The sequence below is a fragment of the Chitinophaga sp. CB10 genome, assembly GCA_001870995.2.
Classification (GTDB): domain Bacteria; phylum Bacteroidota; class Bacteroidia; order Chitinophagales; family Chitinophagaceae; genus Chitinophaga.
The window spans coordinates 1-17,593 of the sequence record MLAV02000011.1 but is presented as its reverse complement, the minus strand read 5'-3'; the positions used below and the strand labels follow the sequence as shown (position 1 = coordinate 17,593).

At 50.2% G+C, this 17,593-nt stretch carries 10 protein-coding genes; 6 read left to right on the top strand and 4 right to left on the bottom strand.

From position 1 onward, the window contains the following. The first annotated feature begins 35 nt into the window (after positions 1 to 35). The 3 genes from mfd to BOC67_RS16115 all read left to right on the top strand — a co-directional run bounded on the left by mfd (position 36) and on the right by BOC67_RS16115 (position 5,139). A complete protein-coding gene (gene mfd, locus BOC67_RS16125) occupies positions 36 to 3,410 on the top strand; it encodes a transcription-repair coupling factor (protein ID WP_291911642.1) in 3,375 nt (1,124 codons plus the stop codon). 78 nt (positions 3,411 to 3,488) lie between these two features. Next, positions 3,489 to 4,172: an SIMPL domain-containing protein gene (locus BOC67_RS16120; protein WP_291911641.1), complete on the top strand. Its 684-nt coding sequence runs from the start codon at positions 3,489 to 3,491 to the stop codon at positions 4,170 to 4,172. A 262-nt stretch (positions 4,173 to 4,434) separates the two neighbouring features. Further along, positions 4,435 to 5,139 (top strand): SIMPL domain-containing protein, encoded by a 705-nt coding sequence (locus BOC67_RS16115; protein WP_291911640.1) that lies wholly within the window; start codon positions 4,435 to 4,437, stop codon positions 5,137 to 5,139. Between the two features lie 69 nt (positions 5,140 to 5,208). On the opposite strand, the gene BOC67_RS16110 is transcribed toward BOC67_RS16115, so the two are convergent. Further along, positions 5,209 to 8,436, bottom strand: coding sequence for a carboxypeptidase regulatory-like domain-containing protein (locus BOC67_RS16110; protein ID WP_291911639.1), 3,228 nt, complete (start codon positions 8,434 to 8,436; stop codon positions 5,209 to 5,211). 240 nt (positions 8,437 to 8,676) lie between these two features. Then, positions 8,677 to 9,141: a hypothetical protein gene (locus BOC67_RS16105; protein ID WP_291911638.1), complete on the bottom strand. Its 465-nt coding sequence runs from the start codon at positions 9,139 to 9,141 to the stop codon at positions 8,677 to 8,679. Positions 9,142 to 9,549: 408 nt separating this feature from the next. On the opposite strand from BOC67_RS16105, the gene BOC67_RS16100 reads away from it, so the two are divergent. Next, on the top strand, positions 9,550 to 10,872 hold the full coding sequence (locus tag BOC67_RS16100) for an AAA family ATPase (protein WP_291911637.1): 1,323 nt from the start codon (positions 9,550 to 9,552) through the stop codon (positions 10,870 to 10,872). A 3-nt stretch (positions 10,873 to 10,875) separates the two neighbouring features. After that, complete coding sequence (locus BOC67_RS16095; RefSeq protein ID WP_291911635.1) at positions 10,876 to 12,096, top strand: tetratricopeptide repeat protein; 1,221 nt, start codon at positions 10,876 to 10,878, stop codon at positions 12,094 to 12,096. Between the two features lie 70 nt (positions 12,097 to 12,166). Here the strand turns inward: BOC67_RS16095 and gyrB are convergent, their stop codons facing one another. Further along, positions 12,167 to 14,146 carry a DNA topoisomerase (ATP-hydrolyzing) subunit B gene (gyrB, locus tag BOC67_RS16090; RefSeq protein WP_291911634.1) on the bottom strand — a complete coding sequence of 660 codons (1,980 nt, stop codon included), beginning with the start codon at positions 14,144 to 14,146 and terminating at the stop codon, positions 12,167 to 12,169. A gap of 122 nt (positions 14,147 to 14,268) precedes the next feature. Next, positions 14,269 to 15,945: a hypothetical protein gene (locus tag BOC67_RS16085; protein ID WP_291911633.1), complete on the bottom strand. Its 1,677-nt coding sequence runs from the start codon at positions 15,943 to 15,945 to the stop codon at positions 14,269 to 14,271. 164 nt (positions 15,946 to 16,109) lie between these two features. Here BOC67_RS16085 and BOC67_RS16080 point away from each other — a divergent pair, with 164 nt between their 5' ends. Then, complete coding sequence (locus tag BOC67_RS16080) at positions 16,110 to 17,033, top strand: AraC family transcriptional regulator (protein ID WP_291911632.1); 924 nt, start codon at positions 16,110 to 16,112, stop codon at positions 17,031 to 17,033. Positions 17,034 to 17,593: the final 560 nt, after the last annotated feature.

Here is a 17,593-nt window from a genome sequence, read left to right as displayed (position 1 = left end):
GCTAATACTATTTTCTTCGTATCTTTGCATCCTTCATGAATTTACAAGGCGTATTACATCAGTTTCAGCGAGATAGCCGCCTGCAAACCCTGGTGAAAGGGGTACAATCCCCCGCAAACCAGTACTTCCAGCTATCATCCCTTGCAGGGAGTGCCATCAATTTTGTAGCGGTAAGTACCTGGGCACAGGCAGAGGCAAACCATCTCTTTATCCTGAATGATAAAGAGGAGGCAGCCTATTTTCAAAACGACCTGGAACAGCTGTCACAAGCGCTTGATATCTTCTACTTCCCCGACTCCTTTAAGAAAACCGGCCTCTTTGCCGACCTGAACAGCAGCCACAGCATGCTGCGCACAGAGGCGCTCATGAAATTTTCCGGCCCGTCTATCCATAAAAAGATACTGGTAACCTACCCGGAAGCCTTATGGGAAAAAGTAGCCGCCAACCAGGCCTTCAATACCAACATGGTGCAGCTCAAAGTGGGCGATGTACTGAAGGTGGATGAACTCCTGGAAAAACTGGTGGAATGGGGATTCCACATCACCGATTTCGTGTACGAACCCGGGCAATACGCACTCAGGGGCGGTATCCTGGATATATATTCTTTCGGAAACGATAAGCCCTACCGCATTGAACTCTTCGGGGAGGACGTCGATTCCATCCGCCTGTTTGACCCGGAAACCCAGCTGAGCGAACGTAAGCTGAACCAGGTGACCCTCATCGCCAACATGGATACCCGCGGCGTGGATCACCAGAAAACATCCCTGCTGGAATTCCTGCCGGCCAATACCGTTGTATGGATCAAGGACCCGGAATACGTGCGGGGCGTGATCGAACAAATGGAACAGCGCCTGGATGATTTCCTGCAAACAGGCAGTAAAGTAAGGGTGGACGAAGACGAAGAAATGGTGCTGAAGGAAGACGACTTCGTGAAGGCTGGCCCTATCATGGAGCAACTCTTTAAACGCACCGCCATCGTGTTCGGCAATAAGGACTGGCTGCAGGAAAACGGTTTCGCCTACGAGGCCATTTCCTTCGACACACAGGAGCAGCCGGTGTTTAACAGGCAGTTTGATATGCTGCTGAAAGACCTCGCCACCCACCATAACAACAAATACGCCCTCTTCATATTTGCCGATAATCCCCGCCAGCTGGAGCGCTTGCGCAGCATCTTCGAGGATTTGAAAGCAGCCTTCGTATTCTATCCCATCCCGGTGCCTATCAGCAAAGGGTTTATCGATCATTCCCTGAAACTGGTCTGCTATACGGACCACCAGATATTCCAGCGTTTTCATAAATCCAGGGTACGCCAGGCTTATAACAAGAATAAGGCGATTACCATGAAAACGCTGCGGGAGCTGCAACCCGGCGACTTCGTAACCCACATCGACCACGGCGTGGGCGTGTACAGCGGCCTGCAGAAAATAGAAGTAGGCGGCAAAATGCAGGAAGCCATCCGGATCATTTACAAGAACAACGACCTGTTGTATGTAAATATCAACTCCCTGCATAAAATCAGCAAATACACCGGTAAAGAAGGCGTGGAACCCCGTGTGAACAAGCTCGGTAGCGATGCATGGGATAAACTCAAGGAAAAAGCTAAGACACAGGTTAAGGACATCGCCAAAGACCTGATTCAGTTATATGCCGTCCGCAAGGCGCAGCAAGGCTTCTCCCACTCCCCGGATACCTACCTGCAAACGGAACTCGAGGCCTCCTTTATCTATGAGGATACCCCGGATCAAAGTAAGGCCACCGCGGACGTTAAACGGGATATGGAAGCCCCCGCTCCTATGGACCGCCTCGTCTGTGGCGACGTAGGCTTCGGGAAAACAGAAGTGGCCATCCGCGCGGCTTTCAAGTCGGTCGTGGATGGAAAACAGGCCGCCGTACTGGTGCCTACCACCATCCTCGCTTTCCAGCACTTCAAAACCTTCTCCGAAAGGCTGAAGGACTTCCCTTGCACGGTGGACTACCTGAACCGTTTCAAATCCGCCAAAGAGAAGAAGGAAACCCTCAAACGGCTGGAAGAAGGGAAGATCGATATCATCGTAGGCACCCACGCCCTGCTCGGTAAGGACGTGAAGTTCAAAGACCTCGGCGTGCTGGTGGTAGACGAAGAGCAGAAATTTGGCGTAAGCGCGAAGGAAAAGCTCAAGCAGATCAAACATAACGTAGATACGCTGACACTAACGGCAACGCCTATCCCAAGAACGCTGCAGTTCTCCCTCATGGGCGCCCGCGACCTCTCCATCATCAATACGCCGCCGCCTAACCGGCAGCCGATTGAAACGGAAGTGCACGTATTTGACCACGACCTTATCCGCGACGCGATCTATTACGAAACGGAACGCGGCGGACAGGTGTACTTCGTGTACAACCGCGTGAAAGGCCTCGGGGAAATGGCCGCGCTCATACAGGGCCTCTGCCCTGACCTCTCCATTGCTACGGCCCACGGCCAGATGGAAGGGCATCAACTGGAAGAAGTAGTACTCGATTTCATCGATCGTAAATACGACGTGCTGGTATGTACCAACATCGTGGAAAGCGGTGTGGATATCCCCAACGCCAATACGATCATCATCAACAACGCGCATCACTTCGGGCTGAGCGACCTGCACCAGCTCCGTGGCCGCGTAGGACGCAGCAACAAGAAAGCTTTCTGTTACCTGCTCGCCCCGCCTATGAGCACACTGCCGGGCGACAGCCGCAAGCGCCTGCAAACGCTGGAGCAGCATAGCGAGCTGGGAAGCGGTTTCCAGATCGCCATGCGCGACCTCGACATCCGCGGCGCCGGTAACCTCCTTGGTGGCGAACAAAGCGGATTCATGGCCGAAATCGGGTTCGATATGTACCAGAAGATCCTCGATGAAGCGATCCGCGAACTGAAGCAAAACGAATTCCGCGACCTCTTTAAGGAACAACTGGAAGAGAAGAAAGATTTCGTGAGCGACTGTACCATCGATACGGACCTGGAAATACTGATCCCGGATACCTATATCGAAAGCATACAGGAACGCCTGAACCTTTACCAGGAACTTGATAACATTGTGGAAGAAACCAGGCTGAAAGCGTTTGAGGCAGAACTGGCAGATCGTTTTGGCCCGCTGCCGGAACCCGTGAAGGACCTGCTGACGATGATACGCTGCCGCTGGATGGCCATCCAACTGGGCTTCGAGAAGATGATGCTGAAAGAGGAAACGCTGCGCTGCTACTTTATCAACAACCCGGATTCACCGTATTTCGAGTCCCCTACTTTCAACCATATACTTACGTATATCCAAACCCGTACGAACAACGCGAAGCTCAAACAGGTAGGTAAAAACTTCATGCTGGTAGCCAGCCGCATCAAGGATATGAACGACCTGTACGACTTCCTCAAAGGCATGACGGACAGCAGAAACTCCTAATATCCTGTTAATGTTGACCAGAGGTGAAGCAGTATCAGCGGGAAAAACCTATTTTTTCGCTGATTAAATCTCTGTACAATGAACAAATGTTTACTGTTTGTAGCTGCCATGCTGCTGACCATCAGCACATTCGCCCAGAAGCCCGCAGAAAGAAAAATTTCCGTCAACGGTACCGCCGAAATTGAAGTTACCCCGGATGAGTTTTACTTCATCATCTCCCTGAAGGAATACATGAAAGGGAAAACAAAAGTGGAAATCACCCAGCTGGAAAAAGAATTGATACAGGCGGTCGTAAATGCAGGCGTACCAAAAGAGGACCTGAACGTGCAGGACCTCGCCGGCATGAGTTATACCCGCAGGAAGAAGGATGCCGCAGAACTGTTTACCAGCAAGGACTTCCGCCTCAAGCTCACCCAACCTAACAAGCTAATTGCCATCCTGGACGCACTGGACAGCGAAGGCGTCGTATCCGCCCGGCTGGCGCAATATACTTCCAGTAAAATGAAGGAGTACCGCAAGAAAGTAAGGGTCATGGCGTTTGAAGCGGCCAGCGAAAAAGCCCTCTACCTCGCGGAAATTGCCAAGCAGCAACTGGGCGAAGTACTGGAAATCGATGAAACGAAAAGCGACCAGTTTCCCGGCCTCTATTCCCAGGTAAATGCGAACGATTTTAATCTGAATAAATTTATAGGGCTGGAACAGGCAGCTTTCACTACCATAAAGATACAGGCTACTATACAGGCAGTTTTCGCCATCAGGTAACCCCGCCGCCATGGCATATGGCAAGGAAAAACTTAAAAAAGACACGGGACCGTGTCTTTTTTTATGCCTTGAATCTTCCCCCTAAAAATAAAAAAATGTAACCTTTTTTATGTTGTAAGCGTTTAAGAACCAATCTTAAACAAATTAACACATAACCTAAACCAAAAATTTTTTTATGGATTTTATGGAAACGTGTGGAAACCCCGCATCATGTTGCTGTAAAACATAAAAAACAACATCACAAACAATAAAACTCAGAAACATGAAAAAGGTAATGTTATTAGCAGCAGGATTATTTTTAGCGATCAGCTCTTTTGCACAGACTGCGACCAAAGCGCCGGAAAAGAAAATTGAAGTAACCGGCTCCGCGGAAATGGAGATCACGCCGGATGAAATATACTTTAACATCTCCCTGAAAGAATACCTGAAAGGAAAATCCAAAGTAGAGATTACCACGCTGGAAAAACAATTACAGAAAGCGGTGATCGACGCCGGTATTCCGAAGGAAAACCTGACCGTGGAAAATGTATCCGGGTATAACTATTACGACTATCTGAATAAAAAGAAAAATCCGCAGGAATTCATGGCCAGCAAACAGTTTCGACTGAAGCTGAACAAGCTGGATAAAATCAACATCATCCTCGGCGCTGTAGATGCGGAAGGTATTGAAAGCACCCGCATCACCGGCTATACTTCCAGCAAAATGGAAGAATACCGTAAGGAAACCAAAATAAAAGCGTTACAGGCTGCGAAAGCAAAAGCGGATTATATGGTGAATGCGCTCGGCGAAACCCTCGGCGGTATCATTGAAATCCAGGAAATCAATACCGATGGTTATTCCGACGTTCGCCCGATGGCGGTAAACTATATGGCTAAAGCGGCTGACGGTATGGCTGGTATATCTGACGTGGATTTCAAAACCATCAAAGTACGCGCAGAAGTAAGAACTGTGTTTGGTATTAAATAAGTTGAATGTTACACACAATAAAAAAGGCTCGCACCTGCGAGCCTTTTTTATTGCTGTTATGTAGTTGTTTTAGAAGCTGTATCTCAGACCCAGCTGCATCTGATAACGGGATGCAAAGAAGTCTGTCGCATACGGTACGCCCGGGTTAGACCAGGTGTAGATCGGATAACCATTTACCGGCGCATTCTTCGTTGCTTTCAGACCCACGGAAGAAGTAGAGTTGAAAGTGTTTGGAGAGAATGTTTGGATACCCCAGTTTTTATTCAGGAGGTTGGTCAGGTTCACGATGTCATAAGTGAACGTAATGGTGTGCGTACGTTTTGCAGTTTTGATATTCAGGTCCTGGGAGAAGCGGAAGTCGGCCTGGTAGTTCCATGGCGTGCGGCCACCGTTACGCTCAGTGAAATCGCCTTTACGGCCGCTGAGGTATTTGTTGCCATCCACATAGCTCATGAATTCGGCTGCCTGCTGAGCGGCAGTTTTACCACCGGCAATATCCACAAAGAATTTCTGCGCTTCAGTTACATCTTTCGGAATGTAAGCCAGGCTCACCTGCTGTGGCGTACCCTGGATGGTAGCATTCACGAAACCGTAGGTAAACGGCGTACCGGATTGTGCAGAGAAGAACAGGCTGAAGTTGGAAACCCATTTGCCTTTTGAACCCCAATCCTGTCTGTAGTTGGCCGTAGCCACGATACGGTGACGGATATCGAAGTTGGAATAAGCCAGACCCGGGTTGTTAGGATTCAGCGCCTGGTTCAGCTGCCAGTTGGATTCCATGGAGTTGCGGATACCGTTGGTGATATCTTTTGCCTGACCGTAAGTATAAGCAGTCATGAAGTTAAAGCCCCATGGGAATGTTTTCTGGATCTGACCGGTTACGCTGTAACGGTAACCTTTATCGGTGTTGGACAGCAGGTACGCGTTGGTGTACAGGCTGTTGATTTTTTTACCGGAGTAAATAGGCTGTTGCTTATTTACATCGTATGCATAATAAGTAGGATTATCCACGAGGTTGATCTGCTGGAACATCAGGTCCTTGATCACTTTGGTGTAAATTCCTTCCACGGTGAATTTCCACTGGTCGTTGGTCGTATAGTCAAAGGCGATGCTGCTTCTCCATACCTGCGGCATTTTGAAGTTATTATCGATCAGGTCCACCTGGGTAGCGCCTGCAGCGTTTTTCACATCTACGCCGTTCTGCTGTGCGAAGTCGGCAATACCATTCGGAGATGGTTTGGCAGCCGGCAGCGGAGCGTTTACAAAAGGTTTATCAGATGATTTCTGATCGTATGCACCGTAAGTTACCCCGTTGTTGTAGTACGCGTAACCCAGCCATGCGAAAGGAATACGGCCGGTGAACAAACCGCTACCACCGCGCAGTACCATGGTGTTGTCACCTTTGATATCCCAGTTGAAACCGAGGCGTGGAGAGATTTGTACATTATTCAGGAAGTTGTTTTTGATATCCTGCGGTTTGGTGTACGTATAGGTGTTACCGTAGTTGGCATCCACCGGCGCTTTGGTAGTTTTATCGCTCAGCGGTTGCTTGTTAGGAATGCCCGCATAGTCTAAACGTACGCCTGGAGTGATTTTGAAGCGGTCTGTCAGCTGGATTTCATCCTGTCCGTAGAGGCTCAGCAGGTTTACTTTGAACTGTGCCGGCGGATTCGCCATGATGTAATCACGGGAGTTGTTGGCGTAGTTATAGTTACCACGTACGCGGCTTGGGTTGTTGTTCAGGAAGTCGGCAACGGAGTTATAGTCCAGGCGGCCGTTCCAGGAGTTCACAAAACCATAGGTGATGTTGTAAAACTCGTTGTGCGTACCAATGGTGAAAGTATTTTTTCCTTTGAAGATGGTAACGTTATCGGTTACTTCAAAGGTTTTTTGTTTCATGTTGAAGATACTTGCTTCGCGGTCAGTACCGAGGAAGATGGTAGTACCAGGCGTTTTACCGGCAATCTGGATCTGCGGCGTGGCAGGATCGGAAGATGGGTCACGGTAATCGTGTACATAAGAGTAACCGAGGATCAGGCTGTTGGAAACAGTGGGGTTGAAGTTACTTTTCAGCTCAGCAACAGTGGATGTCTGGTTGTTAACCTGTTTGAAATCGATACCGCCAAAACGGAAGTTCTGCTGGTCGCGCTCCAGGTTGGTAGCCTCTGAAGTAATGGTGTTATTACGTAAAGAGAGCGTGTGCTTGGAGTTGATATGCCAGTCGAGGCGGTTAAAGAATTTATTGGAGTTGGAGTAAATGCTGGTGTTTTTATAAGTACCTGCATCCACGCCATATTCTTTCATTTTAGCGGTGATGTCCATCGCATCCTGTTCGCTGAGGATGTTGGCTACATCTTTGGAACCTGCGGCGAGGATCACGGGATCAACGCGGCGGGTGATCTCTTCGTTGGTGAAGAAGAAGAGTTTGTTTTTGATGATAGGGAAGCCGAGGCGTACGCCTGCCTGGTAATCATGGAAGTCGGAAGGCAGTTTGGAACCGTCGCCGGCATTGTTTTTACCTACCAGGCCTGCCGTACGGCCGTAACCGTAAACAGAGCCATGGAATTCGTTGGTACCGCTGCGGGTTACCGCGTTGATGCTACCCCCGAGGAAGTTACCTACTTTCACGTCAAACGGAGCGAGTAATACCTGTACGTCCTGGATCGCATCGAGGGATACGGGGTTGGTACGGGTGCTGCTGCCCGGCTGGCCGCTGGAGTTGGACTGGCCGCCCATGGAAGGACTGAAGCCGATCGCATCGTTGTTGATAGCGCCATCCAGCGTCACGTTGTTATAACGGTAGTTGGTACCGAGGAAGGAGTTGTTGCTGCTCTGCGGCGTCACTTTCGTCATATCCTGCAGGCTGCGGTTCAGCGACGGGATGCGTTTGATCTGCTCCTGGCCTACGCGGGTACCTTCTTTTTTACCTGCGCTGCCGGTGATCACCACTTCGCTGAGCGCTTTGGACTCTTCGCCCAGTTTGAAGGAGAAGGCAGTAGAACCTAAAGGCAGATTCACATCTGATCTTACCTCTGATTTATAGCCAATAAAGGAAACGGTAATAGTATAAGGACCGCCGGGATTCAGGTTGTTAATAATATAACGACCATCGGCATTGGTTTGAGTACCACTTTTGATGCCTGTAGACACGTTGAGGATGACTACCGTTGCTCCGGGAATAGCGCCCCCTTTGGGATCGGCTACCTTACCGGTAATAGAGGAGGTGGTTACCTGGGCCATCGTATTCATACTGAATAATACAATGACGCTAGCTAAAAACGCAATAAACGATTTCATAAAAGTTGCTGTCTGTATTTACAGCGCAAAGGTGTGAACCCAAAGCAACCAGAATGTTAAGAGAATATTACGGAATTGTTAAGACCTGCCGGGTATTAACCCGTTTTAGCAATGTGAGCCGTTAAAACCGTTAAACGAACACCAGTTTAGGACCGGGATCGTAAAGTGAATGTTAAATTTCCCAACAGCAAAAGGCCCCGCTAATATAGGCAGGGCCGGTGAAGATCTTAAAACGATGATTTACTTAATATTGACTATAAAAGTCCCGTCCGTTAAAGGTTTTTCAATTTCACCATTGGTTAAAGTGCCGGAGAAGGTTCCCTCGGCATGTTTACTATTGATGCTAGTTAAATTCACTTTCAAACCGCGGCCCATGCTGTAATGCGTTACCTTATTGGCCTGTATGTCCGACAGGACCATGGTCACGGATGCCTCGTAAACGCCCGGCTGTACTATGTTTTCAGGGAAGCCGATCACCAGTTCCATATGGTGGGACAGGTTGTTGGTTACCCCGTTGATGGATAATAATTGCTCCCCGGTGGTGCTGTCAACTTCCAGCAGCGCATCCGTCTGAGAGGAATGATATGTTTGCCCGTCCAGTGTGAAAACCAGCGTGCTGGCCGGTGTGGTGTCCTTCTTGGTTTCGCAGGAGGATAAAACGGTAATGGCAGCAAACAGGGCTGCAAACCATAATTTAAGGCGCATAATGCAGTTTTTGAGTGGTTATATGCACGGAGAAACCGCCGTCATCAAGTGGCGTCAATTCATAGGATACATAAACTGCTGGCCCCTGTATATCCAGTAGGCCAGCAATCTTTTTAAATCGACATAGGTTGCCGGTTAGCTTCGTGGCATAGGGATAAAATACATTCGCAATATATGCAGATTTTTATAAATTATATAAATTTTCTATAAGAATATTTGGGGGTTGGGGGGATAAATCAAGGCCACGGGGAGTGAGGTCCCGGTCAAAGCCACCGGTCCCGGAGGCTCTGTGCCGTATTACCCTACCGCTGCTGAAAGGCAGTATGCAAACAAGACATTTAACATTATTTTTGTCACAGCAAATCCCTATAATTACGATCTTACGCCATCATTTTAACAAAGCGCATTATGTCATCGGAAGTGATTAAACAATTACAGGAAGCCGTGCAGTTTTCCCCGGAAAACGTACCCCTGCGCCTTCACCTGGCCCAGGTGCTGCTACAGGATTTTCAGTACCAGCAGGCAGAAGAACAATACAGAAAGGTATTGGAATTATCGCATGACAATATCGCTGCCCAGCTGGGACTGGCCCGTACCTTTTATCACCAGCAGAAATATTCCGTAGCCATCGTGGTACTCGAGCAACTGGAACACCAGGACCCGGATAATTTTGACGCGCTCCTCCTCCACTGCCGCATCCTCGTGAAAGAGAACAGTATGGAAAGCGCAAGGGACGTGTACCAGCACCTGCTGCAACTCAATCCCGGCTTCCGGGACGAAGCGCTGGACGGCTATTTCAGAGCGCCTCAACAACAATATAACCCTTCCTCCGATGAAGACGGGGAAGATGCAGAGAAGATATTTACGCTGGAAAAACCGGAAATCAATTTCAATGATGTAGGCGGCATGGAGCGGGAGAAGCAGGAGATAGACCTGAAGATCATCAAGCCCCTGCAGTTCCCCGACTTATATAAAGCCTACGGCAAAAAAGCCGGCGGCGGCATCCTGCTCTACGGCCCTCCGGGCTGTGGCAAAACCTACCTCGCCAGGGCTACGGCGGGGCAGATACAGGCGGAGTTCATCAACGTGGGCATACATGATGTGCTGGACATGTGGATCGGCAACAGCGAAAAGAACCTCCACAGCCTGTTTGAGCTGGCGCGCGAATCAAAGCCCTGCGTCCTCTTTTTCGACGAGGTGGACGCCCTTGGCGCCAACCGCACGTCCATGCGCAACAGCGGGGCCAGTCACCTGATCAACCAGTTCCTCTCCGAGATGGACGGCATCGCCGCCAATAATGAAAACGTATTGATCATCGGCGCTACCAACGCGCCATGGAGCCTGGACCCGGCATTCCGCCGCCCCGGCCGTTTCGACAGGATCATATTCGTAGCGCCGCCGGACCAGGAAGGCCGCGAGGAAATCCTGAAAATTCAGCTGCGCAACAAACCGGTGGATGGTATCGACTACCGCGCCATCGCCAAAGCGACGGCCGGCTACTCCGGCGCCGATCTCAAGGCGATCGTGGACCTGGCCATCGAGGATAAACTCATGGAAGCGCTGCAAAAAGGCATCCCGCAGCCTATCACGCAAAAGGACCTGCTGAAGGCTTCCAAATTACATCGCGCCACTACCCGTGAGTGGTTTAATACCGCCCGTAACTACGCCCTATACTCCAACGAGGCAGGCCTGTATGATGAGGTGTTGAAATACCTGGATATTAAGAAATAAATTATGGCTTTTTTGATTCAACGCGCTCATCTGTTGTTACAACAAGGCCGTTATAAAGATGCGGTAACCGCCCTGCGGCAGCATCTCAGCACTTATGCCAACGATATCGACGGATTGTATCTGCTCGCGCTTTGCTACCTCAACCTGCAAAACACGGAAGAGGCGGAACATATCATCAGCAATGCATTGAGCCTGGCTCCGGCCGATGATCGTTTCTTTTACCTGCGCGCCAATATTGCGTTTCACAAAAATCAATACAGTGCGGCTATCAACGCTGTCAGCGAGGCGGTAGCCATCAACCCCCACGACGCGGCTTACTTCGCGTTGTGGAGCCAGATACTGCTGTATAAAAAAGAATACAGCCAGGCCCTGGAAAAGGCCGAAGAAGGGCTGGCCATCGACCCGGAAAACGAAGCCTGTCTGAACCTCCGCTCCAATGCCCTCTTCAACCTCGGCAAAAAGGAAGAAGCATTTTCCAATCTCCATGAAGCATTGGAACATAACCCGGAGAATGCCTACACCCATGCGAACATCGGCTGGAAGTGGCTGCAGGCCGGCGATCACAAGCAGGCCCTGGAACACTTCCGGGAATCCCTGAAGCTGGATCCTAATCAGCAATGGGCCAAAAGCGGGATGGTGCAGGCCATGCAGGCCCGCTACTGGTTGTACCGCATGTTCCTGAAATATGCCTTCTTTATGAGCCGGCAGAAGGCCGGTGTGCAATGGGCGGTAATCATCGGGATTTTTGTACTTTCCCGTATAGCCAGCACCGTATTTTTCCCGCTGTACGTGGTGCTGGCGCTCGCGGCGATTTCCACCTGGCTGATCGGCCCGGTGAGTAACCTCTTCCTGCGGCTGAACCCTTATGGCCGTTATGCGCTGACGCCGGAGCAAACGAAAGTATCTACGCTGGTGGGTATTTTCATGCTGGTGGGTTTATTGGCTGCCGGCGGCTTCTGGCTTACTTCCATTGCAGCGCTGCTGGCCCTGGCGATTGCCGCCGGCGTGTTGCTGCTGCCGCTGTCCAGCTTATATGCGTCCGACAGTCCGAAGTGGAGAAAAATATTCCTGATCTACACCGTAGCCGTTGGCGTGTTGGGCGTTTGCGGCGTGGCGGAAGCCTGGTATGATGGGGATCCTTTTAATACATTCATGACCGTTATGCTGCTGGGCGTATTCGCCTACCAGTTTTTAGCGAACTATGTAATCACGCGGGAAAGCTGATTACGCAGGATTACATTAAAAAAGCCGGTAGCGCATGGCTACCGGCTTTTTTGTATCTCTTGTTAAAAGCTTACGCATCAATTTTCGCATACTTCGCGTGCGATTCGATGAATTCGCGGCGCGGAGGCACCTCGTCGCCCATCAGCATGCTGAATACGCGGTCCGCTTCGGCGGCGCTCTCGATGGTCACCTGCTTCAGCGTACGGTTTTCAGGGTTCATGGTGGTATCCCACAGCTGTTCTGCGTTCATCTCACCCAAACCTTTATATCGCTGAACGGTCACGCTGTCCTCACGGCCATTGCCGGCAATACGGGCGATGGCAGCTTTGCGTTGTTCCTCTGTCCAGCAGTATTCCTGCTCCTTACCTTTCTTCACGAGGTACAGTGGCGGTTGCGCAATGTACACATAGCCCTGTTCTACCATCGCTTTCATGTAACGGAATACGAAGGTGAGGATCAGGGTAGCGATGTGGCTACCGTCCACGTCGGCATCCGTCATGATGATGAGCTTGTGGTAGCGCAGTTTGGAAAGGTTGAGGGCTTTATCATCTTCTTCGGTACCGATGGTTACCCCCAGCGCCGTGAAGATGTTTTTGATCTCTTCGTTTTCGTAGATTTTGTGTTCCATGGCTTTTTCCACGTTCAGGATTTTACCCCTGAGCGGGAGGATGGCCTGGAAAGTACGGTTACGACCCTGTTTGGCCGTACCGCCTGCGGAGTCACCCTCTACCAGGTACAGTTCACATTTTTCAGGATCATTATCGGAGCAGTCAGCCAGTTTACCAGGCAGGCCGCTACCGGTCATCACGCTCTTGCGCTGCACCAGCTGCCGCGCTTTACGGGCCGCTTCGCGGGCCTGGGCGGCCAGCACTACTTTGTTGATCACCAGTTTGGCTTCGCGGGGATGCTCTTCCAGGTAGGCGTCCAGTACGGTGGCTACGGAGCTGTCTACCACGCCCATTACATCGGAGTTACCGAGTTTGGTTTTGGTCTGCCCTTCGAACTGCGGCTCCGGTACTTTCACGCTGATGATAGCGCTGAGGCCTTCGCGGAAGTCATCGCCCGTTACCTCTACTTTTGATTTCTCGAACAGTTTGTTCTTATCGCCGTAGGATTTGAATACGCGGGTAATGGCGCGGCGGAAACCGGAAACGTGGGTACCGCCTTCGATGGTGTTAATATTATTTACGTAGGAGAAGATGCTTTCGCTGAAGGAGTCGTTATACATCAGCGCTACTTCTACCGTTACGTTGGAATCTTTATCGTATGCTTCGATGAAGATGGGGGCAGGAAGCAGGGCGCTTCTGCGGCCATTTTTATCCAGCATCTGTACAAACTCCACGATACCGCCTTCGCTGTAGAAGGTTTCCTTGAAAGGCTGGCCATGTTCGTCTTTTTCACGGTCGTCCGTCAGGGTGATGCGGATTTGTTTGTTCAGGTAAGACAGTTCGCGTAAGCGGCCTGCCAGGATTTCGCGGTTATAGGTGGTTTCCTTGAAAATTTCACCGTCCGGTTTGAAGTGTACGGTAGTACCGGTGGTATCGGACACGCCGATTTCGCGTACGGCGTACTGCGGAATACCGCGGTGGTACTCCTGTTCAAATATTTTGCCTTCGCGGCGCACGGTAACGTGCTGGCGGGAGCTCAGTGCGTTTACGCAGCTCACGCCTACCCCGTGCAAACCGCCGGAAACCTTATAGGTGTTTTTGTCGAACTTACCACCGGCGTGTAATACAGTCATTACCACTTCCAGGGCCGAACGTCCTTCCTTAGGGATGATGCCGGTCGGGATACCACGTCCGTCATCCACTACACGGATGGAATTATCTTCACAGATAGTTACATCAATGTTTTTGCAATATCCGGCGAGGGCCTCGTCAATGGAGTTGTCTACCACCTCGTAAACCAGGTGGTGTAAACCCTTGATTCCGATATCGCCAATGTACATGGCCGGGCGCTTGCGCACGGCTTCCAGACCTTCCAGTACCTGTATGCTGCCTGCATCATAGCCGTTGCTGGGGCTGGTTGCTTGCACTAATTCTTCGCTCATATGTTGGTGTAAAATCTATTAGAAATAAAAACAGTCGACAATCATGCAAAAATACGAAAAATAAGGCTGATTTCAATAAAAAAAGTACTGTTTTTAAGTGGGATGGATGTGTGATTTTACTGCTATATTTTGTCGGCCCCGACGGTTTCTTTCACTCCCTGGAAAATAGTTTTCCACACGAGGTTGAAAAAAGACTTCTGAATATCCCGCTGGATGGCCGGGTGGGTGACCCTTACCTGGTCGCCCGGCAGGGGGTTGCTGTCGCGCACCACCATAATATTGGCCAGCAGGCTGATCAGCCCTTTTCTTTCGAACTCCTTGCTATCCTTGTTTTGCTTCAGGATGGCGATTTTCAGGTGGTCGTAGAGCAGTTTTACCTCGCCGGCAGCCCTGCGTTCGTCTCCATGAATATTGAACGTCAGCTGGTTGATGTTGCAGCTCCTGATCTCCACCTTGCCCAGGGGCTTGGTCACGGGGTTGAGTTCCCGCCCGTTCAGGTCCTTCAGTTCCCCGGAAACGCTGAAGTTCCCGGTTTTGCTGCCGAGGAGGAAGTCGAAATGGGCGGTGAGTTTCCCGCTGTTCATCAGCACGGCGTCCAGCCTGGCGGTGAGGTGGTTATTTTTTTTAACAAGGGAATCCACGTTGGTGAGGTTCAGGAAGCGCCCGTTGACGTTGCTGAAGCGGAGGTTGCCGGTACGGTCGGATTCCGGGCTGGTTTCCATATAATGGATGCTGAACCGCCGCCCGATGAGGGTATCAATAGCCACGGGCACGCGAAGTTTGGCCAGCAGTTGGTTAGGATACTGACCCAGCTTGTCGCCCGGCGGCATAGGCAGCCGCCTGTCGCGGTAAACTTCCAGTTTTCCGCCGTTGATGATGAGTTTATGCGCCCAGATCTGCTGATCCTGCATTAAGCGTTTAGGGTTGAGGTTTTTGAGGTGGACGTCTTCCAGGACCAGGTGGTAATAATCCTGCTGATGACCGAGTTTTTTCTGGAAGGCTTCTTTTTCATAGCGGGGGTTGAGCTCCACCTGCCTGATTTCCAGGGTTTGTTCGGCGGCTACGTACCTGATCCCGTTTACGTTCAGGTAATAGAGGCTGTCCTTGGTGCGGTGTACATAGTCCTTCATCCCGATCTCATAGTTACGCGCGTAGAGGAAGCGGGTGGGGTCGTTGAGGGCGAGGGAGTCGATCAAAAAATCGTTCACCCGCACGCTCAGGTTCTTAAACTGGTGTACCACCGTGGAGGAATCCTTTTTGGTGAACCTGTACCGGAAGTTGGTACTGTCCAGTATGAGTCTACCTATTAATATAGATTTTAGTTTCCGGGAGATGTTTTCGTACGCCGTTTTGGGTTTGCTCGTATCCACCACATTTGCGTTTTGCTCCATGACGATGCTGGGCCCGGTCACCCTTAATACCCCTGCGTGGATTTCGTTGTTGCGGAAATATCGCCAGGGTTTGAAATACTTTAGTTCCAGTTTTTCTACACTGATCAGGTATATGGAGGAGGGGGCAGTTTGGTTTGCCAGCATTTTACGGTACACCGGCGTATCCAGCAGCATGCTGGCTTTTTCGACGGTGACGCTGCCGGAGAGTACGTTCAGCCTTACGTCCTTGTATTCAATGCGGTAAAGGCTGTCGGAAAGGTCCTGTACGTAGGATTTCAGTTCCGTGCGGATCAATTTATTCCAATGCTGGTTCAGGTACCATGCTGTGCCTAATATCAGGATGATAAGCACGCCGAGTATAATCCCGGTCACTTTCAATGCCTTGATAATATGAAATTTCCTTTCCATGTATATAGCTGTAAACGAAAATTACGCCAAATGGTTGGATTTGCGATGGCAGACCGGCGTCGCGACGTATTGAAGAATTTCGATGAATTGTAAGCTGCGTGTCAAAACCATTTTGAATTAATTCTGAATGCCTAAATTTGTGACGACTTTAACACACTAGCGCGATGAAAGAAGTACAGGACATACTAGCACTGGCCATTCCGCAGCCAGCCATGAGCGATCAGCTACAGCTGGTGGAGCAGGATCAGGTATCTGTGCCTGACTGTCTGGACTTTACCCTGCAGCGGTTTACTTACGAAACTGCTTTGCCGGTGGAGGATGTGGCCATGGTCGTGTACCAGCCTGCGAAGCGCGGGCATGCTGCCGCGATTGAGTTGCGCTATTGTGTGGCGGGTAATAAGTATTGCAAGAACCCTGGTTGTACGGACCAGCTTTGTGTGGAAGGCAAAAAGGGGGATTGCAATGAGAAGGCGCCTTCGGTGGACCTGATCACCGTTCGATTCCAACCTTCTTTTATACAGTCGCTCCAAAAGGGCAGCACTACCGTTTCCTTCCTGGAGATGCAGTCCCGCAAGCCTTTTGTAAAAACCATTCAGCCTTGCACCAAATCCAAATCTGTGTTGGAAACCATGGTGCATCACAACTACGAGGGGATGTTGAAAAACATTTTCCTTCAGAGTAAGGCGCTGGAGCTGTTGTTGTTCAGCTCCGACCAGTTTATCCAGAACGATCCGGATGAGCGTTATGGTTGCCGCTTCCTCACGCAGATGGAGGACCGCGAGAAGATCGAGAAGGCCAGGGCCATCCTGCTGGAGCAGCTGGATTCCCCGGTGACAATCCGCGATCTGGCGCGCAGGGTAGCGATGAATGAGTGTTACCTGAAGAAAGGTTTCAAAGCGATGTACGGCACCACTATTTACGATTATTTCCAGAAGGAGCGTATGGAGAAGGCCAAGGGCCTGCTGTACGAGAAGGGGATGTCGGTTTCCGAGGTGGCTATGCTGATGGGGTATTCCTGCATTTCCCACTTTTCCACTGCGTTCAAGAAGCACACAGGTTTGAAGCCCTGTGAATTACTGCTTCGCTAATCCGTTTATTTACAAAGGATTACAGCATTTTCCCAATTCGATCATTAGTTTTCCCGATCCGATATAGTGAAGAATAAATATCGTTGCATCTTTGTGTCACGATAAGCGGATATCTATTCGCACTTCCAATAAGCTTCCTTATCAGATTTGACCATGGAAGAAACTTAACTGGCAAAGAGTAAGTAAAGCCATAAATCTACTTGCATTCAATATCAAACACCATTTGAAAAAGTGCAAAATTTTGCCGGAAAGGTTTTCTACCACATTATAAAGTCGCCTTGCATTTGCGGGGCGACTTTTTTGTTTCTGGCGAGTGGTTTCTCGCGAGTGGTTTCTCGCAAAGGGCGCGGAGGGGCAAAGAGGCAAAGGCGGCCTTCGGCCGTGGAGGAGGGTAAGGGGGTAAGGGAGAGAGAAGGATGGGAAATGGAAGAGGGGGATAAAAAATAAGCAGGAAAAAGGCTGGCTCTTTCCTGCTTGGGAGTGTAAAATAAACTGTGTCAAGATTTAATTTACAATCGTAATTTCAGCCGCTCACCAAAAATAATTGATAATTGTGACAC